Source organism: Pseudomonas sp. TS_SC_3 (assembly GCF_056156225.1).
Map to the genome: position 1 here is coordinate 103,097 of NZ_CM149586.1, position 24,610 is coordinate 127,706.

General features: G+C 61.6%; 28 protein-coding genes and 1 pseudogene. 7 read left to right on the top strand and 22 right to left on the bottom strand.

The window, feature by feature from the left end:
- Positions 1-16: 16 nt before the first annotated feature.
- Positions 17-1,138, bottom strand: a complete 1,122-nt coding sequence (locus AC0J6G_RS00560) for a GGDEF domain-containing protein (RefSeq protein ID WP_475250479.1) — start codon at positions 1,136-1,138, stop codon at positions 17-19.
- 101 nt (positions 1,139-1,239) lie between these two features.
- Positions 1,240-1,350 (bottom strand): annotated as a pseudogene (locus AC0J6G_RS00565) (universal stress protein); the annotation flags it as partial.
- A 160-nt stretch (positions 1,351-1,510) separates the two neighbouring features.
- On the opposite strand from AC0J6G_RS00565, the gene AC0J6G_RS00570 reads away from it, so the two are divergent.
- On the top strand, positions 1,511-2,464 hold the full coding sequence (locus AC0J6G_RS00570) for an SdiA-regulated domain-containing protein (RefSeq protein ID WP_475250480.1): 954 nt from the start codon (positions 1,511-1,513) through the stop codon (positions 2,462-2,464).
- Here the strand turns inward: AC0J6G_RS00570 and AC0J6G_RS00575 are convergent.
- Together AC0J6G_RS00575 and AC0J6G_RS00580 are read right to left on the bottom strand one after the other, a co-directional pair.
- Entirely contained in the window at positions 2,461-2,910 is a 450-nt protein-coding gene (locus tag AC0J6G_RS00575) for a DMT family transporter (protein WP_475250481.1), read from the bottom strand. The two genes, AC0J6G_RS00570 and AC0J6G_RS00575, sit on opposite strands and share 4 nt — an antisense overlap.
- A 158-nt stretch (positions 2,911-3,068) precedes the next feature.
- On the bottom strand, positions 3,069-3,923 hold the full coding sequence (locus AC0J6G_RS00580) for an MBL fold metallo-hydrolase (RefSeq protein ID WP_475250482.1): 855 nt from the start codon (positions 3,921-3,923) through the stop codon (positions 3,069-3,071).
- 99 nt (positions 3,924-4,022) lie between these two features.
- Between AC0J6G_RS00580 and AC0J6G_RS00585 the strand changes: the two genes are divergently transcribed.
- Positions 4,023-4,922: a LysR family transcriptional regulator gene (locus AC0J6G_RS00585; RefSeq protein WP_475250483.1), complete on the top strand. Its 900-nt coding sequence runs from the start codon at positions 4,023-4,025 to the stop codon at positions 4,920-4,922.
- Positions 4,923-4,929: 7 nt separating this feature from the next.
- Here AC0J6G_RS00585 and AC0J6G_RS00590 read toward each other — a convergent pair whose 3' ends face one another.
- From AC0J6G_RS00590 to AC0J6G_RS00630, 9 genes are all read right to left on the bottom strand, one after another.
- Positions 4,930-5,418, bottom strand: coding sequence for an N-acetyltransferase family protein (locus tag AC0J6G_RS00590; protein WP_475250484.1), 489 nt, complete (start codon positions 5,416-5,418; stop codon positions 4,930-4,932).
- A 26-nt stretch (positions 5,419-5,444) separates the two neighbouring features.
- Positions 5,445-6,005 (bottom strand): DUF4136 domain-containing protein, encoded by a 561-nt coding sequence (locus tag AC0J6G_RS00595; RefSeq protein WP_475250485.1) that lies wholly within the window; start codon positions 6,003-6,005, stop codon positions 5,445-5,447.
- A gap of 24 nt (positions 6,006-6,029) precedes the next feature.
- On the bottom strand, positions 6,030-6,623 hold the full coding sequence (locus AC0J6G_RS00600; protein ID WP_475250486.1) for a DUF4136 domain-containing protein: 594 nt from the start codon (positions 6,621-6,623) through the stop codon (positions 6,030-6,032).
- 29 nt (positions 6,624-6,652) lie between these two features.
- Positions 6,653-7,402, bottom strand: a complete 750-nt coding sequence (locus tag AC0J6G_RS00605) for a methyltransferase (RefSeq protein ID WP_475250487.1) — start codon at positions 7,400-7,402, stop codon at positions 6,653-6,655.
- The gene (locus tag AC0J6G_RS00610; protein WP_475250488.1) at positions 7,399-7,713 is read right to left on the bottom strand and encodes a nucleotide pyrophosphohydrolase; all 315 of its coding nucleotides are present in this window, start codon (positions 7,711-7,713) and stop codon (positions 7,399-7,401) included. Before AC0J6G_RS00610 ends, AC0J6G_RS00605 begins: the two co-directional genes overlap by 4 nt.
- Positions 7,714-7,831: 118 nt before the next feature.
- A complete protein-coding gene (locus AC0J6G_RS00615) occupies positions 7,832-8,602 on the bottom strand; it encodes a sulfite exporter TauE/SafE family protein (protein WP_475250489.1) in 771 nt (256 codons plus the stop codon).
- Between the two features lie 81 nt (positions 8,603-8,683).
- Entirely contained in the window at positions 8,684-8,884 is a 201-nt protein-coding gene (locus tag AC0J6G_RS00620; RefSeq protein ID WP_475250490.1) for a hypothetical protein, read from the bottom strand.
- Complete coding sequence (locus AC0J6G_RS00625; RefSeq protein ID WP_475250491.1) at positions 8,884-10,980, bottom strand: LTA synthase family protein; 2,097 nt, start codon at positions 10,978-10,980, stop codon at positions 8,884-8,886. Before AC0J6G_RS00625 ends, AC0J6G_RS00620 begins: the two co-directional genes overlap by 1 nt.
- A gap of 327 nt (positions 10,981-11,307) precedes the next feature.
- Complete coding sequence (locus AC0J6G_RS00630; protein ID WP_475250492.1) at positions 11,308-12,432, bottom strand: methyltransferase; 1,125 nt, start codon at positions 12,430-12,432, stop codon at positions 11,308-11,310.
- Positions 12,433-12,501: 69 nt separating this feature from the next.
- On the opposite strand from AC0J6G_RS00630, the gene AC0J6G_RS00635 reads away from it, so the two are divergent.
- Positions 12,502-13,278 (top strand): ferredoxin--NADP reductase, encoded by a 777-nt coding sequence (locus tag AC0J6G_RS00635; RefSeq protein WP_475250493.1) that lies wholly within the window; start codon positions 12,502-12,504, stop codon positions 13,276-13,278.
- Positions 13,279-13,281: 3 nt separating this feature from the next.
- Here AC0J6G_RS00635 and AC0J6G_RS00640 read toward each other — a convergent pair whose 3' ends face one another.
- From AC0J6G_RS00640 to AC0J6G_RS00650, 3 genes are all read right to left on the bottom strand, one after another.
- On the bottom strand, positions 13,282-14,307 hold the full coding sequence (locus AC0J6G_RS00640) for a CNNM domain-containing protein (protein WP_475250494.1): 1,026 nt from the start codon (positions 14,305-14,307) through the stop codon (positions 13,282-13,284).
- A 123-nt stretch (positions 14,308-14,430) separates the two neighbouring features.
- Entirely contained in the window at positions 14,431-14,844 is a 414-nt protein-coding gene (gene mscL, locus AC0J6G_RS00645) for a large-conductance mechanosensitive channel protein MscL (RefSeq protein ID WP_475250495.1), read from the bottom strand.
- A gap of 67 nt (positions 14,845-14,911) precedes the next feature.
- Positions 14,912-15,658, bottom strand: a complete 747-nt coding sequence (locus tag AC0J6G_RS00650) for an EAL domain-containing protein (RefSeq protein WP_475250496.1) — start codon at positions 15,656-15,658, stop codon at positions 14,912-14,914.
- 134 nt (positions 15,659-15,792) lie between these two features.
- On the opposite strand from AC0J6G_RS00650, the gene AC0J6G_RS00655 reads away from it, so the two are divergent.
- The 3 genes from AC0J6G_RS00655 (at position 15,793) to radA (ending at position 17,831) form a co-directional block, all read left to right on the top strand.
- On the top strand, positions 15,793-16,035 hold the full coding sequence (locus AC0J6G_RS00655; RefSeq protein ID WP_475250497.1) for an HP1242/YdcH family protein: 243 nt from the start codon (positions 15,793-15,795) through the stop codon (positions 16,033-16,035).
- An 84-nt stretch (positions 16,036-16,119) separates the two neighbouring features.
- Positions 16,120-16,398, top strand: a complete 279-nt coding sequence (locus AC0J6G_RS00660) for an HP1242/YdcH family protein (protein ID WP_475250498.1) — start codon at positions 16,120-16,122, stop codon at positions 16,396-16,398.
- 68 nt (positions 16,399-16,466) lie between these two features.
- A complete protein-coding gene (radA, locus tag AC0J6G_RS00665; protein WP_275960642.1) occupies positions 16,467-17,831 on the top strand; it encodes a DNA repair protein RadA in 1,365 nt (454 codons plus the stop codon).
- Between the two features lie 46 nt (positions 17,832-17,877).
- On the opposite strand, the gene AC0J6G_RS00670 is transcribed toward radA, so the two are convergent.
- The 3 genes from AC0J6G_RS00670 to AC0J6G_RS00680 all read right to left on the bottom strand — a co-directional run bounded on the left by AC0J6G_RS00670 (position 17,878) and on the right by AC0J6G_RS00680 (position 19,903).
- Positions 17,878-18,249 carry a PilZ domain-containing protein gene (locus tag AC0J6G_RS00670; protein WP_475250499.1) on the bottom strand — a complete coding sequence of 124 codons (372 nt, stop codon included), beginning with the start codon at positions 18,247-18,249 and terminating at the stop codon, positions 17,878-17,880.
- Between the two features lie 208 nt (positions 18,250-18,457).
- Positions 18,458-18,985, bottom strand: coding sequence for an inorganic diphosphatase (ppa, locus tag AC0J6G_RS00675; RefSeq protein WP_475250500.1), 528 nt, complete (start codon positions 18,983-18,985; stop codon positions 18,458-18,460).
- Between the two features lie 78 nt (positions 18,986-19,063).
- The gene (locus AC0J6G_RS00680) at positions 19,064-19,903 is read right to left on the bottom strand and encodes a M90 family metallopeptidase (protein ID WP_475250501.1); all 840 of its coding nucleotides are present in this window, start codon (positions 19,901-19,903) and stop codon (positions 19,064-19,066) included.
- Positions 19,904-20,014: 111 nt separating this feature from the next.
- On the opposite strand from AC0J6G_RS00680, the gene AC0J6G_RS00685 reads away from it, so the two are divergent.
- Positions 20,015-21,601, top strand: a complete 1,587-nt coding sequence (locus tag AC0J6G_RS00685; RefSeq protein ID WP_475250502.1) for a protein kinase family protein — start codon at positions 20,015-20,017, stop codon at positions 21,599-21,601.
- A gap of 43 nt (positions 21,602-21,644) precedes the next feature.
- On the opposite strand, the gene AC0J6G_RS00690 is transcribed toward AC0J6G_RS00685, so the two are convergent.
- The 3 genes from AC0J6G_RS00690 to AC0J6G_RS00700 form a co-directional block, all read right to left on the bottom strand.
- Positions 21,645-22,112, bottom strand: coding sequence for a GNAT family N-acetyltransferase (locus tag AC0J6G_RS00690; protein WP_475250503.1), 468 nt, complete (start codon positions 22,110-22,112; stop codon positions 21,645-21,647).
- Between the two features lie 254 nt (positions 22,113-22,366).
- Positions 22,367-23,179, bottom strand: a complete 813-nt coding sequence (eutC, locus tag AC0J6G_RS00695; RefSeq protein ID WP_475250504.1) for an ethanolamine ammonia-lyase subunit EutC — start codon at positions 23,177-23,179, stop codon at positions 22,367-22,369.
- 14 nt (positions 23,180-23,193) lie between these two features.
- Positions 23,194-24,588, bottom strand: coding sequence for an ethanolamine ammonia-lyase subunit EutB (locus AC0J6G_RS00700; RefSeq protein ID WP_475250505.1), 1,395 nt, complete (start codon positions 24,586-24,588; stop codon positions 23,194-23,196).
- Positions 24,589-24,610: the final 22 nt, after the last annotated feature.

A 24,610-nucleotide genomic window follows, 5' to 3' on the forward strand; every position in this document is an offset into this window, starting at 1 on the left:
GTTCGTGCCGCCGCTTTCAGGCCAGCTCCAGGCGATTGCGCCCGGCCGCCTTGGCCTGATACAGCGCATCGTCCACTCGCTTGAAAAACGCTTCGGCGCTGCCGTCGCGCGGCATGTCATAGCAACCCACGCCGAGGCTGGCGGTCAGCGGCAGAATCGCCCCTGGTACGTGGAAGCCTTCGCGCTCCAGTTCCTGGCGAAACTGCTCGGCCAGCTGGCGCGCCTGATCCAGCGGGGTGTTGGGCATCAGGATGCCGAACTCTTCACCGCCCAGGCGCAGCAGGGCGTCGCTGTCGCGGCGGAAGTTTTGCCGCATGCGCTCGGCAAAAGCACTGAGGCAGCTGTCGCCACAGGCGTGGCCGAACTCGTCGTTAATCCGCTTGAAGAAGTCGATGTCCAGCAGCACCAGCGACAGCGGCTGGCACTCGCGTTGGGCGTTGGCCACCATCACCGGGAACAGGCTGTTGAACTGATAGCGGTTGCCCAGCTGGGTCAGGCTGTCGGTGCGGCTGAGCTGGTCGAGACGTTCCTGTTGTTCGAGCAGCTGCAGCTCCAATGCCAGGGTGTTGTGGTATTCGCGGTGGCTGCGGCTCAGCACCAGCAGCAGGTAGCTCAGGTAGACACTCAGGGTAATGAGGATGGCGTACTGCTCGCGCCATTGCAGCGCCAGTACCAGCAGGCCAGGCAGGTAAATCAGCAACAGCGCGAGGATTGCGCGCTTTTTGCGCATGGCGAAGTTAAACGCCAGCGCGGTGCTGAAGGCGATGGTGCTGAGGGTGGCGATGGTCACTGAACTGCTGAACAGCGGGCTTTTCTGCGCCAGGGCGTGGGCAAGCCCCCAGCTCAGTGCGGTGATCAGAATCAGGCTCCAGTGCAGATTGAGCCAGCGGTCCAGCGACTCGCTGGTCTGCGCCTGCGGCAGGCGGTGCAGCACGCGCAGTGCCAGCAAGAGGGTAAACACGGCAAGGCCCAGTGCTCCGGGCAGTAGCAGCGAGTCAGGGGCGTCACTGAAGATCCAGGTCAGCAGCCACGCCAGTAGGTAATAAATACCTCCCAGCGGCGAGCGGATGCGCGTGTCCTGCGCTTCGCGCCAAAGGACGAAGGCGTGTGGCTGGCGAGGGACCTGGGCTTCAGTCATGGTCTGTGATCACAAAATAAAGGCCTGATCGCAGCATAACGCGTTGCTTTTGAAAAAGCTGTCAGATTGCTATCGCGCTGTTTGAGGCGGGCGCTGAGGCTTTAGCGCAGAATCAGCAGCGCGCTGTTGCTGGTGCGCAGCAGGGTACTGGTGGTGCTGCCGACCAGGAACTGACGAATCCGCGAGTGGCCGTAGGCGCCCATAGCCAAATCCGTGGGGCCGGCCTGGCGCTGGCGCGGGGAACTCCTGCGCAGCCGTGCACTCCTAAAACCGCAACCCTGCCTGGGCGATCACTTGTATTTTGCGCGTGCAGGGCTGTCATGTTTACACAGCACACTGCTGTTTCCCGCCAGCACGCGAGTAAGACTATTGATGATGTCCGCTGCGAAAGGGGGGCTAGGACGGCTACCTGAGATCAGCCCATGGAAATGGGCGCTGTTATTGCTGGCGCTGACCCTGGTTTACCAGGTGGGCGTGCAGCATTTGGATAACCGCCTGTATTTCTGGATCAAGACGTCCTGGCATGAGACCGAGTGGCAACACCGCAGCCTGTGGTTGCCTGGCTACCAAGTGCGGATTGATGCGTTGCCGGTCGCCGGGGTGAGCGACAACCTGTCCGGGCTGACCTACGACGAAGGGCGCGACCAGCTCTGGGCGGTGGTCAATAACCCTGAAGAGCTGCTGGCCCTGAGCAAGGAGGGCGAGCTGCTGGCGCGTTATCCGCTCAGCGGTTTCAGCGATGTCGAAGGCATCACCTACCTGGGCGATAACCTCTTGCTGCTGGCCGAGGAACGCGACCAGGCATTGGTGGTGGTCCGGCTGCCGGAAAAAACCGGCGCCCTGTTTCGTGAAGATCACCGGGCGCTGACCTTGGGCATCGACCTCGGTGGCAATAAAGGTTTTGAAGGCGTTGGCTATGACCGCGCGAATGACCGCCTGTATGTGGTCAAGGAGCATTCACCACGCAAGCTGTACGAGGTGCGTGGCCTGAAATCCAGCGTCCAAGGCGACTTCAATTTGCAGGTGATCGACCGCCAGGCGTGGATCGAGCACAAGGTGTTTGCCACGGACCTGTCATCGGTGCACTACGACGAGCAGACCGGGCATCTGGCCCTGCTCAGTGATGAGTCCAAGTTGATGATTGAGCTGGACGCCGAGGACGGTAAGCTGATCAGCTTCCGCTCGTTACTCAGCGGCTTTGCCGGGCTGCAAGACAGCGTGCCACAGGCCGAGGGGCTGACCCTGGATAACCAAGGCAACCTTTATCTGGTCAGTGAACCCAACCTGTTTTACCGCTTTGAGCGTGAAGGCCGGCCGGGCGCTTAACTGCGGCGGATCAGCCAGATGCCGGCGACGATCAGCAGTACGCCGCCGATTTTGCCCGCAGTAATCGGCGCTTCGCGAAAGCCGGCCCAGCCGAAGTGGTCTAGGGTCAGGGCCATGCTCAGTTGCCCGGCGATCACCAGTGCCATAAACAGCACGGCACCGACCTTGGGGCCGGCAAACGCGGCGGTGGCGATAAACATCACCCCCAGCAGGCCACCGCTCCAGTGCCACCAGGTCAGGCCTTTGAGGGCGCCAAGGCTGGGAAACTCGCGTTGGGCGAGCACTAACAGCAGTAACGCCAGGGTGCCCACGGCGAAGGAAATCAGCGCTGCGGCCAATACACTGGACACCTGTTTGGCCAGTTGGCCGTTAATGCCTGCTTGCAGTGGCAGGCAAGCGCCGGCAATGAATGGCAGGGCCAGCAACCACCAGATCGGGGCAGGCATGGGGTGTCTCCAGGGCAAAAGAGCGGGTGAGTATGCCGTAAAAACTGTCCGCCTCGTCAGCCTGAGCAAAGCCAGATTGCCGCTTAGCGCACGCAAAAGGCCTGGGTTTTTGACCCAGGCCTTTTGCGTGTGGTGCGTTGCTAATCAGCGGCTGTGGCTTACGGCCACTGCATTTCACCCTTGAGTACCTTGGCGCTCAGTTCCAGGCTGCTGGCGTCGAGCAGGGCTGGATACTTGGCCTTCATCGCTGCAATCAGCGCCTGACTGTTCTTGGCGTTGGGCAATACGGCCTCTAGGTCATTGAGGTAGTTGCGGGTAAAGCGCAGGTCATCCAGGTTCAGCTTGGGTTGGCCCATAAAGTGCCCCGGCACCAGGGTTTTCGGCTCCAGCGCTTGCAGCTCATCCAGTGATTTCAGCCAGGATTTACGCGCCTCTGCTGTTTGTGCATCGGCAATCCAGGGGTGGATGTTGGCGTAGGTCAGCACGCCGCCGACCACTGCTTTGATGCTCGGAATCCACAGGCTGGTGTGCTTGGGGTCATGGCCGATCAGCTCGATGCGCTGGCCTTCCAGGCTTAGGTGGTCGCCTTGCAGGGCTTGCGGCACCACTGTGCGGGCCGGTGCGCTGTCCTTGAGGATCGGGCCCCAGTAGGCCAGCTTCGGTTCACGGCTTTTCTCGATATAGGCGATGGTCTGCGGCGTGGCCACTACCTTGGCGTTGGGGAAGGCGCGGCTCAGGGTGTCCAGGCCGAAGTAGAAATCCGGGTCGCCGTGGCTGATAAAGATGGTGGTGAGGTTTTTGCCGCTGGCTTGAATGCGCTCGACCAACTCCTGGGCTTCGCGGGTGGAGAACTGTGCGTCAACCAGAATGGCATCGCGCTCGCCGCTGATCAGTGTCGAGGTCACGGGGAAAATCGCCTTGTCGCCTGGGTTGTAGACGTCCAGGGTCAGCGGTTGGGCAATCGCGGTGGTGGCAAGGGTAAGCAGGCTGCGCATGTAGCCGAGAATCGACATGGTGATCTCCTGTTGAGTAAGTGAGGCGATCTTAGTTGCTTTAAATCGATCAAAAAGCCCCTTAATCTGCGCATATTTGTTGCGCTAAGTGGGCTAATCATGGATCGGCTAACGGCAACCCGGGTATTTGTCGAAGTGGTGGAGCGCGGCAGCCAGACTGCTGCGGCCGAAGCGCTGGAGATGTCGCGGGCGATGGTTTCGCGCTATCTCGGCGAGCTGGAAGCCTGGGTCGGCGCGCGCCTGCTGCACCGCACCACGCGCAAGCTGAGCTTGACCGGTGCGGGCGAGCAGTTGCTCGGCCAGTGCCGCGAGATGCTGGCCATGGCCGACGCCATGCAGAGTGTTAGCCGCACCGATGAGGCTGCGCCGCGTGGCACCTTGCGCATCGCCTGCAGCCAGTCGCTGGCCCAGGCCTGGCTGGTGCACGCACTGGATGACTTCACCCGGCTGTATCCGCAGGTCAGCGTCGATCTGCTGGTGGGCAGCCAGGCGGTCAATCTGGTTGAAGCGCGTATCGACCTGGCCCTGCGCATCACCAATCAGCTCGACCCCAACCTGATCGCCCGCCAGCTGGCGGTGTGCCGTTCGGTGGTGTGCGCAACACCCGCGTACCTGGCCAGGCATGGCACGCCGCAGCGGCCCGAGGACCTGGCCCAACACAATTGCCTGAGTTATGCCTATTTTGGCCGCAGCATCTGGGAGTTCACTCGCGCCGGTGAGCCGCATGCCGTGGCGGTCAGCGGCAACCTCAGCGCCAATGAGTCCATGGTACTGCTAGAGGCCGTGCTGGCCGATATCGGCATCAGCCTGCAGCCGCGTTACTCGGTCAGCGAACACTTGCGCTCTGGGGCGCTGGTGCAGGTGCTGCCTGACTACGAACCGCAGCAACTGGGCATCCACGCCCTCTACGGCACGCGCCGGCAGATGCCACCGGCGTTGCGCGCGCTGCTGGATTTTCTGATTGAGCGGTTGGAGGATGCGCCGGACTGGGATATGTAGCTGGGGTTCAGAGTGTTTTGCTGAACTGGATCAGAGCTACGCGCTGGCCCTTGGGATCACGCCGTTCGACCACATCACTCAAGGCATAGCCGAGCTTGGGGTAAAGCAGCAGGCCGGCGCTGTTGGCGTTAAAGCACGACACCTGCATGCGTTTGGCGTGGTAATGCTCGCGCGCCAGCTGCTCCATCACCGCCACCAGATAGTGCGCCACGCCATGGCCACGGGCCCAGGGGGCGACCATCAGGTTGCCGAGGGCGCAGTGGTCGTCGTAGTGCCATTGGTAGAAGTTGGCAAAGCCGGCTACCCGGCCATCGAGCAGCACCACGGTACTGTCGCGGCGCTCGGCCATGGCGGCGGCCAGCTGACCGATACTCAATGGCCAATCGGCCTTTGGGTAACAGAAAAACAGCTCATCGGCGTTTTGTGGAAAGCCGACGATCTCAGCCAGGTCAGCCGCCGCCGCGGGGCGATGGCTGAGGTGTGGGGTTGGGTTCATGCAACATCCTTGTTAGTGAGGTGCGCTCAGCGCGGTGGGTATTGGCTCAGCACTTCGGCGACTGTTGCGCGAATCGACGCTTCGCGTTCGCTGGGGCTGGGTTGGCGGCTGCGCAACACCTGTTCGGCACTGCCGCGCCAGACCAGTTTGCCGTCCTTGCCGTCGAGCAGGTCGATCTGCAGGGTGCCGACCTGATAGTCCAGGGTGCGGGTTTCCACGTAACTCGGGCCGCCCCAGAAACCGCCGCCCCATGGGTCGCTCCAGCCGCCCACCTGAGTGCTGACCTGCTGCTGGCGGTTGTCGACGATCATCCACACTTGCACCTTGAGGTCGCCCGGCGTGTTTGCGGCTGCCGCGCGCAGGCCACGTTGGTCGAGCTGTTCGCTGACAGCGCTGCGGATGCGCTGGCTGGTGAGGTCGCTGTTGATGCGCGGATCGTTGGGTTTGTATTGCACGGCGGGTTCCTGCCAGCTCCAGCTGCGGTAGGCGGCAAAATCGCGGTTGGGGTCGAAGTCGCGTTCCAGCTGCGGCGTCTGGCAGGCGCTGAGGATCAGCAGCAGGGGCAGTAACAGCAGTGATGCACGCATGGGTGCTCTCCTCGGGTTAAGCAATCAGTTTGGCGGGTATGCCGCCAGGGCCTGTTGTAGCGCATTGCGCAGCGCGGCGGCGCGTTCACTCTGGCTGCCGCTGCTGAGGGTTTCAGCGCTGGCGCTCCAGATCAGCTGACCATCTTGGCCATCGAATAACTCGATGCGCACCACCATGACGTCTTCGGTATAGCTGCGTACCAGCGGCGCGCTACCCCACATACCGTACTCATCGCCATAACGGCTGTGGCCGTAATGGCTGCCGTAGCGTTCGCTGACCTGGCGGATACGTTGCTCCAAGCGCAGCTCGACGCTGACCTTGAGGTCGCTGGTTTTACCGGCACGATGCGGGCGCAGGCCGCGTTGGTCGAGGGCATTGCTCAGGGCTTCCTGCACCTGCTCGGAGCTGGCCCAGGCGCTGCCAGCCGGTAGCTGCTGCCAGCTCCAGGTGCGGTAGCGGCCATAGTCGCGCGGCGCGGCGGGGTAGGCGCTGCGGTCCAGCTGTTGCGGCGAGTGCGCAGGTGCCGGCGGCAGCGGTTTGCTGTCGGCGACATAAGGGTTGTGGCTCTGACAGGCCGCGAGGGTGGCCAGTAGCAGTAAGGCGCCAAGTTGTTTCATCGCGTTGCATGCCTCCAGTGCGATGGCAGTTAGCGTGGCCGGCAGATCCAGTGCAGATAACGGCCCAGCCCGGCAAAGCTGGGGTGGCGACGGTAGGCCAGCTCCATTTCCAGCAGGTCAGTCAGCTCGGCCTTGGCCTGGAAAGGCTGTGGCATATAGTCGTGAAACACCCGTACGCCACTCTGGCTTTCGACCTGCCACTTAGTCTCAAGTTGCGCCGCCAGCTCGCGCGGATCAAGCGGCATTTGCGGCGTCAGGCTTTGTTTCTCACCGGCGAACTCGGCTTTGCGCAGTTTGCGGAAGTGGCCCTTGAGCAGGTTGCGGTAGATCAGTGCGTCCTTGTTATAGAACGCCAGCGACAGCCAGCCGCCCGGCGCGCACAGCTGGTGCAGCACGGGCAGGATGCTGTGCGGTTCCGCCAGCCATTCCAGCACCGCGTGGCACACCACCAAATCATAGGGTTGCTCGAGCTGGCCGAGCAGGTCTTGCCAAGGCGCCTGAATAAAGGTGGCGTCTTGTCCTGCGGCAGCAAAGCGCTCGCGGGCGCCATTGAGCATCGGCTCGGCAGGTTCGGTCAGCGTCACCTGATGGCCGCGTTCGGCCAGCCACAGCGACATATGGCCAAGCCCCGCGCCAATATCCAACACTCGCAGCGGGCGCTCGGGCAGGGCTTCGGCCAGATCGGCCTGAAGTACGGCCAGGCGAATCGCGCCCTTGGCACCGCCGTAGATCTTCTCGGCAAAGCGCGTGGCCAGCTCGTCGAAGTGACGATCACTCATGGCGTTTCTCCGAGAAAACGTCGTTCGTTATCGGCCAGCTTGGCGCGCACCACTTGTTCCATGTCCAGGCCCAGTTCGCCACACAGCAGCACCAGATAGAGGACGATATCGCCGACTTCCTGGCCGGCATGGGCGAGTTGTTCGGCGGATAGTTGGCGTGACTGCGCCTCGCTCAGCCACTGGAAAATTTCCACCAGCTCGGCCATTTCCACGCTGGCGGCCATGGCCAGGTTCTTCGGGCTGTGGAATGGCCGCCAGTCGTTGTGGTCACGAATGGCATGCATGCGGGTGGTGATTTCGGCGAGGTTCATCAGGCGCTCCAGTAAACAGGCGCATAGCTTCGGGGGTTCATCCTCGCTGTGCAAGCGGCGCTTGAGCGGAGGCTCGGCATCCGCTGCCGAGCGCACTCAGGAACCGGGTTGGCCGGGGTTATTGGGCGAAATAGGTGACCCAGAAGTAATAGACGGTCATGCCGCTGCCCACGCCGATCACCAGCATGCGCAGCAGTTGCGCGGGCAAGCGTTGGCCCAGTGCGCCGCCGACATAACCGCCGACGGTGGCCCCTACCAGCAGAATCACCAGCTCATACCAACTGACCCGGCCAGCGATGATAAAGGTGGCGGTGGCCACGCTATAGATGACGGCCGAGATCAGGTTTTTCAGAGCGTTGGAGCGCGCCAGCGGGTGGCCTTCAATGGAAAACGCCGCCAGTTGCAGAATGCCCATGCCGGCGCCGAAATAGCCGCCATAAATTGACACGCCGGCGTGGGCCGCCAGCGACAGCGGGCTGTGTGGTGGTTGCGCGGCTTCGCCACGGCGCGCGGCCAACCAGCGGCTGAGCCAGGGGCTGGCGGCAAACAGCGCGGTGGCGAGCAGCAACAGCCAGGGAATGAGTTTGGCAAATACCGCATCACCGCCCAGCAGCAGCAACACGCCACCGAGCAAACCACCGGCCAGGCCTGCCGCCAGCAAGGGCCATAAATAACCGCCCAGTGGCCGCAGTGATGCCCGCGCCGCCCAGGCGCCGGCCAGGCTGGCGGGCCATAGCGCAACTGCGTTGGTGGCGTTGGCTGTTACCGGCGGCAGCCCTGCTGCGAGCAGTGCCGGGAAGGAGAAAAACGTTCCGCCCCCGGCCAGTGCATTCATCCCGCCGGCAGCGAACCCGGCAAGTACCAACAGCAGAATATCGGACACAGGCATGGCAATCGCTCGCACAAAAAAGGTGCAGCATACCCAGCCCTCGGGGGTTAGGCCATGTCGATCAAGGTCGTAGCGACGGCTTCAACTGTTTTTGCGCAGCACGTACAGGCGCAGCATGGCCAGGCCTGGGATGAGGTCACGATGGCCGGTGATGCGAAAGCCCGCAGCCGTGAATTCGTGCTCGATCTGTGTTCGGTTGCACACTTGACCATCGCGCGTGCGCCATTGTGCGGCATGCTGGAATACCGTCCTCAACAATCGGTGCGTCCAGCGTATGGTCATCACCGGTTTTCAGGGGCGTCTTGCAAGGCGGTCTGCCGTGTGCGGGCTTGGCTGTCGCCGACGCCTGCGGTGTTACTCAGCAAGCTCTGGGTGGCGACCTGCAAAAAAGCCTGCAGGCGCGGCAGCAGCGCTTGTTGCAGGGCTGCGTTGTCGAGGGGGGAGACGCCTGCATTCTCGTGCAGCCTGTAGTCGTACAGGCGCGCTGCGCCGCCACGCGGCTGAATCATCAGGTGGCTGCCGGAAACCAGGGCGACGGTCTGGTCGCTGCCTGATGGTTTGATCACGCCAATGCCTGGGTCGGCAGGGTTCAGCGCCAACAGGTCGCGACCCCAGCACTGCTGCTGCACCGGCCCGCCCAAGCGGCCCATGATGGTGGGCACAATGTCCAGTTGGGTGCCGGCAATGTCGTTGCGCTGGCCAAATTGCCCTTGGATACCGGGGGCAATCAGCAGCAAGGGTACGTGGAAGCGATACAGGTCGATGTCGCTGAGCTGCTCGGGGCTGCCAAAGCCGTGGTCGCCGACGATCACGAACAGGGTGTCCTTGAAGTAAGGCGCGCTGCGTGCTTTCTCAAAAAACTGGCCCAGGGCCCAGTCGGAATAGCGCATGGCCGTGAGGTGTTCGTCGTTGGAGCCGAAGCCGCTGACTGGTGCCACCGGCAGCGGTTCGGGAAGGGCGTAAGGGGTGTGGTTGGACAGGGTTTGCAGCAGGGCATAGAACGGCCGCTGGCGATCCAGCTTGCGCAGTTCCTGGTCAGCGCGGTTAAACATGTCCTGGTCGGAGACGCCCCAGGTTGGGTCGGAAAACACCGGGTCGACATAGTCGTTGCGGCCAATGAAATGGCTCATGCCTTGGTTGCCGAAGAAGCCTTTCTGGTTGTCCCAGCCAAAGTCGCCGTTGTACACGTATAGGTCGTCGTAGCCACGGTCTCCCAACAGCTGCGGCAGGCCCGAAAAATCATGCGAGCCCTCCGGGCTTTGCATCAGGTACTCGAAGCCGGGCAAGTTAGGGAAGCAGGCCATGGTGGCGAACATGCCTTGGTGAGTGTGGGTGCCGTTGGAGAAATAGCGGGTGAACAGCAGGCCCTCCTGGCTTAAGCGGTCGAAGTTGGGGGTGACGTTGCCGCGGCCACCCAGCGCGCCGACGTAGTGCCCGGCGAAGCTTTCCATGAGGATCACTACCACATTGCGCACAGGCAATTGCAGGTGCGGCGCCGGGGTGCTGATCCGCCGGATCGCCGCGTCGTGGCCATCAATCAGCTGATCCTGCGGGGTCAGCAACATTTGCCTTACCAGCGCTTGGGCTTCGGCGGCGGGCAAGCGGGCTTTCCACTGATTATCACGGTGATCTGACCAGCGCGCTTTGCCAGCATCGACCAGTGTCAGGGTGCCGTTGAGTCCCAGTTGGTTGGCAAATACTGATTCGGTGGTGCTGGCATCGCCCCAGCGCAGCGGTGGGCCCTGACGCAAGGTGCCGCGCACGGCCAACACGGCGAGGAACAGGCACAGGGTGAAGACACTGATACGCCAATACCAGCGCTCGCCCGATGCCTTTGTAAGGCGCGGGTCCGCTGGCGGTACTCGGCGGTGAATGGCTTGCAGGGCCTTGAACAACAGCCAGGTGGCCAGTACCCAGGCAATCAGGTAACGCCCCGCCGGGAAGCCATGCCAAAGCATGCTCATCACCGTGGTCGGGTCTTCGCCGAGGTACTGAAAAACCAGGGCATTGAGGCGCTGATGAAACTCGCGGTAGAAGTCCAGCTCCAGCATGCCGAGAAACAAGGTGAGGCTGGCCACTGCGCTGAGCCAGGTCAGCTGCCAGGTCCGCGCCGCCATCAAGCGCCGGCTGCCAATCACCAAAACCAATGGAGCCAGCGCGAAGGTCACCAGGCGCAGATCAAAGCGTAGGCCGTTACCAAAGGCTTCCAGCAGGTCACGAGTAGTGGTCGCGCCAATCAACTCATGGTTGTACACCAGCAGAGCCACCCGCAGCATGCTGTACAGCAGCATCAATAAAACGCCGCTCAGTACGGCGAACAGCAGGTGTTGGCGCAAGCCGTTACGGCCCGAGGCGTAGCGAGTGGACGTGGCGAGCATCAATCAGGTTCCTGTTGGGGGGCTGCAGGCTCAGCGCGCGAGTGCGGTCTTACTCAGTGAGCCAGTATTCACCCACGTGGATTTCGCGCCAGCGTAGGAGGTATGGCGTACCGAGTAATGAGGCGAGTCGCCTGGGAAGTGCGCAGCTGCAATCAATGCCCGCATCCTAGGGGCTCGGTATTCAAATTCCTGTCAAAAGAATGTGAAAAATTCGTAAGTACTGGGTTATTCACGGCGCGCGCAGGCAGCGGGCGGCCGGCTGGCCGCCACGAGCGGTATCTCGACGGATTGAGTGCTGTGCGGCCGACTTGAGTGGCGAGGGGCGCCTTACTTAATTGCTTTGAGCACCACAAACTTTGGCGTGGCCGCCACCTGTTCAACGCCACGGAACATGCGTTTGAGCTTGGCGTGGTAGCCCAGATGGCGGTTGCCGACGATCCACAGTTCACCGCCGGTGACTAAGGCGGCCTTGGCCTGTTGGAACATGCGCCAGGCGAGAAAGTCGCCCACCACTTGTTGCTGGTGAAACGGTGGGTTGCACAACACAAGGTCCAGTGATTCTGGCGCCTGCCCGGACAAACCATCGTCAGCGCGGATATGCACAGGGCGCTCGCCGAGGGCGGTGCGCCAGTTTTCCTCGGCCGATTGCACCGCCATGTAGGACTCATCCACCAGCGTCAGTTCGGCCTGTGGGCTGCCCAGCGCGTAGGCGATGCCGAGCACGCCGTTGCCGCAGCCTAAATCCGCCACGCGCAGGCGGCTGAGGTGCTTGGGCACGTGCGGTAGGAATGCGCGGGTGCCGATATCCAGGTCTTCACGGCAGAACACATTGGCATGGTTGCACAGCTCGATGGCCGGCGTGTCGAGGCGGTAGCGCGTGGGGTAGGGCGACACGGGGGCTGGCTTGGCTTGTGGCGTGGCGAACAGCAGGCGGGCTTTCTTCACCGCCAGCGAAGCCTGCACGGGGCCGATGTATTGCTCCAGCAGGTCACCCGCTGCGCGGGGCAGGTGCTTGACCATGGCAGCAGCGATTACCTGCGCGCCGGGGGCGAGTTGGCCGTGTAGGCGAATCAGTTGTTCCTCCAGCAGTGCCAGGGTTTTGGGTACGCGGACCAGTACCCAATCAAATGGCCCTTGGGCGGTTGCACTGCTCGGAACAAAACGCACCGCCTGCGGCGGCAACTGATTACGCTGCAGGTTGACCTGCAGCCCCAGATACCCGAGGTGTGAGTCGCCGCTGCTGGTGACATCGGCCCGGTCGGCCAAGCTGGCTGCCAATGCGCCGAAACTGTCATTGAGCACCAACACCCGCGCGTTATCAGGTAGCCCCTGCGCGTGCACATGGGTGAGCAGGTATTCGTCGGCGGCATCAAAGGCCTGCAACGGCTCGTGCAGTTGGTCAGGTTGGCGGATGAGGTCAAGTTGGGCGAAAGGCGTAACGAATATAGGCATATAGGCTGCTGGTGTTTGTGCGAGTCGGATTGCGGGACACTGGGCTAACGTCACCGGAGTGGATCAAGTATGACTGTCAGCGAAGACAAGTACACCCAGCAAACCCTCACCGCTATTCATGTCTGGTCGCCCAGCCTGTTCAGCCTGCGTTGCACCCGTGATGCCGGGTTTCGGTTCAATGCCGGGCAGTTTGCTCGCCTGGGCGTGCAGAAGGCTGACGGTACACACGTTTGGCGCGCCTATTCGATGGCCTCGGCGCCGCATGATGAGTTTCTGGAGTTCTTCTCCATCGTCGTGCCGGACGGTGAGTTCACCTCCGAGCTGAACCGCTTACAGGTTGGCGACCGCCTGCTGGTGGAGAAAAAAGCCTTGGGCTTTCTCACCCTCGACCGTTTCGCCGATGGCCGTGATCTCTGGCTATTAGCCAGCGGCACGGGGTTGGCGCCATTTCTGTCGATTTTGCAGGGGCTGGAGGTGTGGCAGCGCTTTCAACGGGTGGTGTTGGTGTACAGCGCGCGCACGGCCAGCGAGTTGGCTTATCAGCCGCTGATTGAAGGCTTGATGCAGCAGGAGCATCTGCAGGAGTACGCCGAGCGGTTTGTCTACCTGCCCCTGGTGACCCGTGAGCAGGTGCCCGGTTGCCTGCATGGGCGCATCACTACCTTGCTGGCCAGTGGCGAATTGGAGCGTGCGGCGGGGCTGAGCCTGGCCCCGGCCTATTCACGGCTGATGATCTGCGGCAACCCGCAGATGATCGACGACACCCGTGCGCTGCTCAAGCAGCGCGACCTGCAGCTCAGCCTGAGCCGACGGCCAGGGCAGGTGGCTGTCGAGAACTACTGGTAGCGGTTATTCCTCGCGGATGGCCTTAATCCGGTGTTCCCAGCGGCGCTTGGCAAAGCGGCGCATATTCGGAATGTCGTCGGTTTCATCAAGGATTGGCTTGCCGATGATGGTTTCCACGATGTCTTCCATGGTGACCAAGCCGCGCCAGCTGCCGAACTCGTCATACACCAGGCACATGTGCTGACGCTCATGCATCATCTGCGTCATCAGGTGCTCGACGCTCATGCTGTCGGATACAACCTTAAGCGGCTTGAGGATGCTCGATACCGGCGCATCGTCGACTTCGGCGGACAGGGCGTCATAGCGGAACACCACACCCAGGGGCGATTCATTCTCGCCAATCACCGGGTAGCGGGAGAACTGGCTCTCTTTTACGCGCGCCTTGAACGCACTGACCGTGTCATCGGGCGCCGCGAACTCGCAGACAATCCGCGGCGTCATGATGTCGCGCAGCTTGATTTCGTGCAGGTCGAGGATATTGCTGATCACCCGCTGCTCGTCCTCATCCAGCTTGCCCACTTCACGGCCAAGCAGGGTCAGGGCTTTGATCTCCTGGCGGATGTCGTGCTCGGGTTCCTTGCCGCCGAATAACCGCATGATCATGTCTGACAGGGCGATAAACGGCTTGAGCAGCACAATCATGCCGCCCAGCAGGCTCGGCAGGTAGGGCGCCAACGTGGGCCAGTAACGCGCACCGATGGTCTTGGGCAGAATTTCCGAGAGCACTAGGATCAGCAGGGTCATCACCGCCGAGGCGATACCCAGATAGCCGTCACCAAAAACCACTGTAACTTGCGCACCAACGCCCGTAGCACCGACGGTGTGGGCTACGGTGTTCAGCGTGAGGATCGCGGCCAGTGGCTGGTCAATCTTGTCTTTTAGCCCTTTCAAACGCTCGTAGAGCTTGGGCTTGGTTACCTTTTGCTGGGCAATATAGCTGGGCGTCAATGACAGCAACGCAGCTTCAAGAATGGAACAGATGAATGAAACAAGAATGGACAGAACTGCGAACGCAATCAGGAGGGTCATCGACGGGAGGAAGTAGCTAAGGGAAAGTCAATTTACACGAACCGGCCGTAAACGCGCGGACGGCCAGTGAGCAAGCTGCAACAAATCGTGTACGGGAGGGCACGCGGCCCTCCGCGCGGGGGCTCAGTCTTGGCGTTGCTGCGCTTTGAGCAGGTCGCGGATTTCACTGAGCAATTCCTGCTCTTTGCTAGGGGCGGGTGGCGCTTCTGGCGCGGCCGCTTCTTCGCGCTTGAGGCGGTTGATGGCCTTTACCCCCATAAAGATGGCGAAGGCCACGATGATGAAATCCAGTACGGTTTGGATGAATTTGCCGTAACTGAGCATCACTGCCGGCATTTCACCTTCAGCGGCCTTTAATGTGACGGCTAGGTCAGTGAAGTCGACCCCACCGATCAACAAGCCAATAGGCGGCATGATCACATCACCAACAAACGACGAAACAATCTTGCCGAAAGCCGCGCCGATAATAATGCCCACGGCCATGTCGACCACGTTGCCTTTGACTGCAAAGGCCTTGAATTCACTGATTATGCTCATGCTGCTTTCCCTGGTAAGTGAGGCTGCGCTGAGTGTAATCCAGCGCACGCCGCTTGCCAGCGACTTCTCAGACTGGGTAGTTGATTTCCGGCAGTGATTGGAAGCCCGGCTTGGCCAGCAAATACCCCTGAAACAACTCCACGCCCATGGCCTGCAACACCCGCAATTCGTCCAGGCTTTCGATGCCTTCGGCAATGACCCGGATATTCAGCTTGCGGCACATCTGCAAGGTGGTCTCGACCAGTATTTGGCGCACGCTGTCCTTGTCGATATCACGGATCAGGTGCATGTCCAGTTTGATCAGGTCGGGCTGGAAATCGGCCAGCAGGTTGAGGCCGGCATAGCCTGCGCCGAAGTCATCAATTGCCGTCATAAAGCCCTGTTTGCGGTAAGCACGCAGGATATTGGTGAGGTGGTCGATATCCAGCACCTGCTCCTGCTCGGTGACCTCGAAGATGATTCGCTCCAGCGGGAAGTTAAACCGCTGAGCCGCCTCCAGTGTGGCGCGAATGCAGGTCTCCGGTTTGTACACCGCATTGGGCATAAAATTGATTGAGACCATCGCCGGAACCTGCAGTTTGGCCGCCCATTCCAGGGCGGTAATTCGGCAGATTTGATCAAAGGGGTAGAGGTTGTCTTTGTTGAGCTGGCTCAGCAGGCTGCCCGCAGATTCCCCCGCCGCGCCACGCACCAAGGCCTCGTGGGCAAAGACGGTGCCCGTGCTCATATTGACGATGGGTTGAAAGGCCATGCTGATAGGAAAGCCAAGGCCTTGGCCGTCGCGGCAAGCCGCGCATCCGATTGTTGTACCCATTACCAGTTCTCTAGTGTTCTGCAATTGAGGGATAAGATAGCAGAAGTTGGTTTTCAGTCCTCATTTCAGGGTGCCACGGCAGAGCCGGCATGACTGGGCTAGTCTCAACACGAACCCGCCATGAGGATGCCGTTATGCCACTGGAACATCACCCCCTGCACCGCGAGTTTCCCGAGTTAAAAGCCCAGTTGCATGCGTTGTTGTCCAGTAATGGGCATTTCGCGCGGCTGGCCGAGGAGTATGAGGCGCTCGATAAGCGCATCTATGAGGCAGAAAGCGGTCGTGTGGCGATAGATGAGTTGCAGTTGCTTGGCATGAAAATGCAGCGCGTCAGCCTCAAGGACGAACTCGCCGTATTTCTGCATAAGGTTCCATAACGTTGCTGGCTTGACCCGGGTCAAGTGATGCACCCGGGTCAAGGGATAGGCTGCAGGCAGTGACTATCCCCGAGGAGTGCCAGCATGCACGTTGAACACCATCCGCTGATCAAAGATTTCCCTGAACTGCGCGGCGCGCTGCATGAGCTGCGCCTTGGCGACGCCGACTTTGCCCGCATGGCTGACACCTATGAAACGCTGGACAAGCGCATCTGCCGGGTCGAAGCCGGTAACGAGCTACTGGCAGACGACGCTCTGCTATCTCTCAAGCAGGAGCGTGTTGGCCTCAAAGACGAACTGGCGCGCCGTCTCAAACGTGCCGCTGGGCAATGTTGCGGGTGTGGCAATGGCTGCAAATCCTGACGCTGCAGTGCTGTAAATATATCCAGCTATTTCGTATGATCCGGGCTCCGCGTTCATAGGAGTCCGGCATGGCCAAAGCCAAGCGCATGTATGGTTGCACCGAGTGCGGCGCAACCTTCCCCAAATGGGCCGGCCAGTGCGGCGAATGTGGCGCCTGGAACACCCTGGTTGAGACCCTGCTTGAAGCCAATGCCGCCACTCCCAGCGGGCGCTCTGGCTGGGCGGGCGAGCAGGTGCAAATCAAAACCCTGGCGGAGGTCAGCGTCGAGGAAGTGCCGCGTTTCTCCACCGCTTCTGGCGAGCTGGATCGCGTGCTCGGCGGCGGTCTGGTCGATGGCTCCGTGGTGCTGATCGGTGGCGACCCTGGCATCGGCAAGTCAACCATCCTGCTGCAAACCTTGTGCAACATCGCCACGCGCTTTCCTGCGCTGTATGTCACGGGTGAGGAATCTCAGCAGCAGGTGGCCATGCGTGCCCGGCGCCTGGGTTTGCCGGAAGACAAGCTCAAGGTGATGACCGAAACCTGCATCGAAAGCATCATCGCCACTGCGCGCCTGGAAAAGCCCAAGGTGATGGTGATCGACTCGATCCAGACCATTTTTACCGAACAACTGTCCTCGGCGCCTGGCGGGGTGTCTCAGGTGCGCGAAAGTGCAGCGTTGCTGGTGCGCTTCGCCAAGCAGAGCGGCACGGCGATCTTTCTGGTGGGGCATGTGACCAAGGAGGGCGCGCTGGCCGGGCCGCGCGTGCTTGAGCACATGGTCGACACCGTGCTGTATTTCGAGGGCGAGTCCGACGGCCGTTTGCGTCTGCTACGGGCGGTGAAGAACCGCTTCGGCGCGATCAACGAGCTGGGCGTGTTCGGCATGACCGACAAGGGCCTGAAAGAAGTCACCAACCCCTCGGCAATCTTTCTCACTCGCGCTCAGGAAGAAGTGCCTGGCAGTGTAGTGATGGCCACCTGGGAAGGGACCCGGCCGATGTTGGTCGAGGTGCAGGCGTTGGTGGACACCAGCCATATGGCCAACCCGCGCCGCGTGACGTTGGGGCTGGACCAGAACCGCCTGGCCATGCTCCTGGCCGTGCTGCACCGGCATGGCGGCATTCCGACCTATGACCAGGACGTATTTCTCAACGTGGTGGGCGGGGTCAAGGTGCTGGAAACCGCATCGGACCTGGCGCTAATGGCAGCGGTGATTTCCAGCCTGCGCAACAAGCCGCTGCCGCATGACTTACTGGTGTTCGGTGAGGTCGGCCTGTCCGGCGAAATCCGCCCGGTGCCGAGTGGCCAGGAACGCTTGAAGGAGGCCGCCAAACACGGCTTTAAGCGTGCCATCGTGCCCAAGGGCAATGCACCGAAAGACCCGCCGCCTGGGTTGCAGGTCATCGCCGTGACGCGTCTGGAACAGGCGTTGGATGCATTGTTTGAGTAACTGAACAGAAGGGGAATTGAAAAAGGAGGCCAGGCCTCCTTTTTATTTATTCGTCTGCGCCGAGGGCGGCGAGTTCACGTTCAAGCAGGCTTTCATCGCCCAGATTGAGCTCCACCAAACGCCGCAAATGGCTGATTGAGTCGAGGTCAATATGCCGGCAGACAAAGCCGAGGAGGTCCGCCTGAGTGCGGGTCAACACCACCTCCATCACCACGCGGGTGTCATCGGCCAGTTTGATGTTGGCCTCAAATGGCTGGTTGGGGTCGCCATTCCAATTGTTCGGGCACTTGACCAGCAGGCCCTTCAGCGAGACGTCATGCAGTTCGACCGCCCAGCGCCGCTCGCCTTGCACAATCTCGGTGGGGGCGTCGAAAGCGATGCGGTGAAAGCGCCGACGCTCATTGGCTGTTTCGCTCATGCAAAGAAACTCCTGCGAGGTTTAACCCACTATAGCCAAGGCGGCTATCAATCGCTTTGATTTATCAGCATTGCCGCCGACGCGCGGCGACAAACTTATTGTCCGGGGCGATTGTAGCGTCACCCAGCCGCTGTTAACTGATGGTAATCGTGAATAAAAGGCAATAAAAAAGCCGGCTTGTGGCCGGCTTTTAGGGGACGGTCTTGGCTTATTTTTGGTAAGCCGCGACTGCCTTAGTAATGAGATCACGGGCTTCTTCTGCGCCGCCCCAGCCTTCAACCTTGACCCATTTGCCTTTCTCGAGATCTTTGTAGTTCTCGAAGAAGTGCTTGATCTGCTCGATCAGCAGCGGTGGCAGGTCGGTGTATTCCTGAACATCTTTGTACAGCACGGTGAGTTTGTCGTGCGGTACGGCAACCAGCTTGGCGTCGCCGCCGGCTTCGTCGCTCATGTGCAGCACGCCAACTGGGCGGGCGCGGATAACCGAGCCTGGCGCCACTGGGTAGGGGGTCACAACCAGCACGTCGAGGGGGTCACCGTCGTCAGCCAGGGTGTGCGGGATAAAACCGTAGTTGGCTGGGTAAAACATCGGGGTGGCCATGAAGCGGTCGACCATCAGGCAATCGATGTCGTGATCGATTTCGTATTTGATCGGCGCGTGGTTAGCCGGGATCTCGATGGCGACGTAGATGTCGTTCGGCAGGTCTTTACCGGCTGGGATCTTGCTGTAGCTCATGGGGCGACTCCCGAGGGGTGGGCCAAAAAAGTGGCGCGATTATAGGCATATTCCCCAAGCGTTGCTACGCCGGCTTGTTTAGCCAATGGTCGCGTGTTCGCCGTTTTTGGCCACAACCCTGTCAGCCAAGTTGCGCTCTTGAAACTGTTGCAGGCGCGTCAACGGGTTCTGCCGGTAGAACAGCGCTAGCTGCACGTATACCGCGGGGAAGGTTTCTGCGAGCAGGTCTGGTGCGCTGAAGAAGTATTCACTGGTGACTGCAAAGAATTCTGCGGGGTTTTCCGCCGCGTAGGGATCAATCGCCGTCTCACTTTCGGGGTTGGCATCCAGTTCCGCGTTGAGCTGGTCGAACGCGCGCTGCATGGCTTGGGCCCACGCTTCAACCTGCATGCTGCTGTGCAGTGGCGGTAAGCCGTTGGCGTCGCCGTTGAGCGTATCCAGCTTGTGCGCCAGTTCGTGGATCACCAGGTTGTAGCCGTCCCATTGGCCGCTGGCCTGCACCCCTGGCCAGGCGAGGATGACCGGGCCTTGCAACCAGGCTTCGCCGCTGTGCTCGCCCTCCCATTCGTGCACCACGCCGCTGGCATCACGGTGGCGTTGCGGGCTGACGAAATCATCCGGGTAAAGCACGATTTCATGAAAACCCTGGTACCAGTTAAGGTCGGCCAGGTGCAGCAGTGGCAATTCGGCCTGCACCGCCAGCAGCAGGCGGGCGTGAGTATCCAGTTCGAGGCCCGGCAGAGCAGTGAGGTGTTTATGGTGCAAGAACAGCACCGCGCGTTCGCGCAGCCGTTGCTGCTCGGCGGCATCCAGGCCATCGAGGATTGGCAGGTGCTGCAGCACGGCGTCCCACTGAGCACGGCTCACGGGATGACGGGCAAGGATGCGTTGGCGGCGCCAGGCGCGTAGCGACCACATGGGCTCTGCTCAGGTAGTAAGACGCGCCCACCATAAGCGCCGAGGCCATGCCGGGCAAGTCGGCACAAAGGCTGCAATGGCATGCCTATCCGCGACCTGGGAGGGCTGCCAATGTCGATTGCGCATCTTGATCATCCCACCATCAAACTGCTCTGCGGCAGTGGTGTTGACCTGTCGATGCAGGCCGCGCGAGCCGGTGCGACCTGGCTGCCAGGGCGTGAAGGGCGCTCGCCAGCGCTGTTGGTTGTGCTGCTTTGGGCGCGTGAGTGCCCTGATGTGGTGCGCGCGCTAGAGCGGTATCTCGCTGGCCTGCTGGCCGATTGCAGTTGTACGCCTGCTGGCTGGAGCGATGCGCAGGCGGCGCGACAGGTGTTGGCGGCGTTTAACCAGCAGCTGTTTCGCCAGCGCCAGGCCGGAGGTGGCCAGGCTCAGATAAACGCCGGAGTGTTGTTGCTGCACAACGCGCACGCGCAGTTTCTCCAAGCGGGGGCTATCGGGTTATGGCGTTCTCAACAGGGCAAGGTGTGCTGCTTGCCGGGCCGCGAGGGGATGCCGTTAGGTGCGCAGCCTGAGTTGGCGCTGGTGCAGCATCGCCTGACCCTACACCCTGGCGAGCTGTTGCTGTTAGCGCCGCAGCCGCTGCTGGATGTGGCTGACCTGCAGGATTTGTGTGCGGCCAGCCCGTTACTCACAGGCGAGGCGCTCACGGCGTTGTTTACGCCTCTGTTACAGGCCCCCGGTGCGGCCGCACTGATGGTGCCCGGCAGTGCTGAGCATGCCCCAGAGCAGATTGCACGAGAGCCTTGGGCGTTGGTCAACAACGCCCAGCCCGGCATGCAGCTGGACGGCTGGACGCTGCTTTCGGCTTGCGCCTATGGGTCGCCGGGGCGGGTGTTTCGCGCCACTGACCCACGTGGGCGTGAAGCCCTATTGTGGTTAGCCGAGCAGGCGGAGGAGGTTTTCTGGCAGCGCGAGTGGGTGTTGAGGCGCTGCGCTGTGGCGGGCTTGCCGCAGGTGCTTTCATCGCATCAGCCGCGCCGTCATGCGTTCTTGCTAGTCGAGCCCGTCAGTACGGGCATGCGCAGTCTGGTTGAGTGGCGTACTGGTCAAGGGAGATTAGCCGCGGCGACGGTACTGGCTGTGCTTGAGCCGCTGATCAGCGCTGTGCGCGGCCTGCAGCGCCGCGGGATGCAGGGGCTGTGGCTGGACCCGCGCAATATCCTGGTCGATGACAGCGGGCGAGTGCTGTTGCTGCCCGAACATGCCGCGCTGTTGCCGGGGGTGCCGCAGCAGGCATTGCCCGCGCAGGCGCTGCCGTTGGCTCCCGAGGTGCGCGCAGGCGCAGCAGTGGATGGCCGCGCCGATCAGTTCGCCCTCGCCGCACTGGCCTGCTGGATGATTTGCGGGCACTGGCCTGAGGCCGCGCAGACGGATGCGGACCACACCAGCCGTTACGTACCCTTGGCGCAGTTCAAGGTGCGTGTACCGATGGGGTGGGATGGTGTGCTGGCGCGGGCTTTGGCGCCCAGGCCGGAGGCGCGCTTTGAGGCGTTGTCGGAATTTGCCCTGGCGCTGCGTCAGCCGCTACAGCATCAATCAGCACCCACGCGCCGCACGCGGCACAGCTGGCAACTGGCGGCGTTGGGTGTGCTGGTGGTACAGCTCGTGGTGGGCGTGTGGCTTAGCCTAAAAGGCTGAGGGGCTGAGCCAGCAGCGCGCGGCGCGTCGCTGGCTGGGCAGGTTACGGCGCGGTGAAATCTTCGGTGATGGGCAGGACAAAGCTCTTGAACTCGGTGTCTTCTTTAAAACCGATGGACTCGTAGAGCTTGTGTGCAACGTCGTTGTTGACGCTGGATGCAACGCGCAAGCGCACGGCGTTGGTTTCTTTGGCCATTTGCTTGGCGGTCTGGATCAGGCGGTCGGCGACCAATTGGCGGCGTGCATCCTGGCAGACGTAGATGTCGTTGAGAATCCACACACGCTTGAGTGACAACGAGGAAAAGCTCGAATAGAGCTGACAGAAGCCGAGAATTTTGTCGTCGTCATCGGCCATGGCCAGGTAGATAACTGACTCTTTGCGCGTGATGCGGTTTTCCAGGAATTTACGTGAGGAATCAGGGTAGGGCAGCTGGCCAAAGTGTTCGCGGTAGTTAACAAACAGCGGTGTCAGTTGATCCAGATGCTCCAGGGTCGCTTGGACAATGCGCATGGTGAGCCTCTACTTCAGTCGTGTGGATGGCTTCGGCAACACGGCAGCGCTGCCTGCGAACGCTCCCGATGCTGCCTAAAGCTTTTTGAAAGTGCAATCCAAACAGTTGTTTGCCTGCAAGCCCTTGCAATCTCTGCTGTGTGCGGGCACGTTGGCGGCGCTGCGCTTTTGCCGCAAGGGGCGATAACCAGGCTGAATCTATCGCGGCTAATGCCCCTTCCGCGTGGCCAGGCATGCTGCCCACCGCTCTGCGCCTAACCCAACAAGAAATTTTCGCGCGTGCTGGAGCCTGCCAGCAGCGGTACTTCGGCTTCATCTTTCAAGTTAACTCCCGACAGCTGACGGCGGCAGGCTTCGCGCATCAGGTACAGCAGGCGATGGCTTGCCATTGCGTAGGTCAAACCTTCCTGGCGCACATTGGAGATGCAGTTGCGGTAGGCGTCGGTCAGGCCAACCTTAGGCGCGTAGGTGAAGTACAGCCCCAGGCTGTCTGGTGAACTCAGGCCTGGACGTTCGCCAATCAGGATCACCACCATGCGCGCGCCGAGTAGTTCGGCCACTTCATCGGCCACCGCCACCCGGCCCTGCGTCACTAGCGCAACGGGCGACAGGCTCCAGCCTTCGGCGGTGGCGTGTTCTTGAATGCGCTCCAGCATCGGCAGGGCGTTACGGTGCACGGCCAGGGCGGAGAGGCCGTCGGCGATGACGATGGCCAGGTCGTAGCCGTCCGGATTGTTCTCGCGGTGCTGATTCAACAGTTCGGCCGACTCATGGCTCAGGCGACGGCCCAGATCAGGCCGTTGCAGGTAGGTGTCGCGGTCTTTGGCGGCGCTGTGCAGCAGCAGGCTGGATTGCTGCTGGTGCGCCAGGGCGGCGCTCAGGCTGGCGTGATCGAACGGCAGGTGCACGGCATCGCGGGCTTGGGCGTGGGCAAACTGGAAATCCAGTTGCGCGCCGGTCGGCATGCTGGTGCCGGCGCGACCCAGTGCGATACGCGCGGGGGTTAGGTTACGCAGCTGCTGCCAGGGATTTTCGCTGGCGCCGCTGACTGGGCTGTCATCAAACATAGGCGGCTCCTTAATTAACCCAACTGCGCCAGCGCCTGGCGAAATGCCGGCGGCAGGTTGTTACCCAAGCGCGGGCGGCCATCTACCTGGCTGAGAATGCCCATGCGTTGCAGCCAGTCGGCAAACTCCGGGGCCGGTTTCAGGCCCAGGCTTTGCCGGGCATACAGGGCATCGTGGAAAGAAGTGGTCTGGTAGTTGAGCATCACATCATCGGAGCCGGGGATGCCCATGATGAAGTTGATGCCGGCCACGCCGAGCAGGGTCAGCAGCACGTCCATGTCGTCCTGATCGGCTTCGGCGTGGTTGGTGTAGCAGATGTCGCAGCCCATCGGCAGGCCCAGCAACTTGCCGCAGAAGTGGTCTTCCAAACCGGCGCGAATAATCTGCTTACCGTTGTAGAGGTACTCCGGGCCGATAAAGCCGACCACGGTATTCACCAGAAACGGCTTGAAGTGGCGGGCCACGGCGTAGGCGCGGGTCTCGCAGGTTTGCTGGTCGAGGCCATGATGGGCGCCAGCTGATAGTGCGCTGCCCTGGCCGGTTTCGAAGTACATCAGGTTGTCGCCGAGGGTGCCGCGTTTGAGGCTCAGGCCAGCGTCATAGCCTTCCTGCAGCACCTTGAGACTGACGCCGAAGCTGGCGTTGGCCGCCTCGGTGCCGGCAATCGACTGGAACACCAAGTCCAGCGGTACGCCCCGGTTGATCGCCTCGATCGAGGTGGTGACGTGGGTCAGCACACAGGCCTGGGTGGGGATTTCATAGCGCTGGATGATGCCGTCGAGCATTTTCAGCATCTCGCAGATCGAGCTGGTGCTGTCGGTAGCCGGGTTGATGCCGATCATGGCGTCGCCGTTGCCGTAGAGCAGGCCATCGAGAATGCTCGCGGCGATGCCGGCCGGTTCATCGGTCGGGTGGTTGGGCTGCAAGCGCGTCGACATGCGCCCGCGCAGGCCGACGGTGTTGCGAAAGCGGGTGACCACACTGACCTTTTGCGCGACCAAAATCAGGTCTTGTACGCGCATGATTTTGGACACGGCAGCGGCCATTTCCGGCGTCAGGCCGGGGGCCAAGGCACGTAGGGCCGTTTCGTCGGCATGCTCACTGAGCAGCCAGTCGCGAAAGCCGCCCACGGTCAGGTGGCTCACCGGGGCAAAAGCGGCGGCGTCATGGGTGTCGATAATCAGGCGGGTGACTTCATCCGCCTCGTAGGGGATCAGCGCCTCAGTGAGGAAATGCGTGAGCGGGATATCGGCCAGGGCCATTTGCGCGGCGACACGCTCACCGGCATTGCTCGCTGCCACACTGGCGAGAAAGTCACCGGAGCGTGCCGGGCTGGCCTTGGCCATCACCTCGGCCAAGCTGTCGAAACGGTAGGTTTCACCGCCTACCGTGTGCTTAAAACTGGACATCGCGTGTCTCCAAAACACCGCG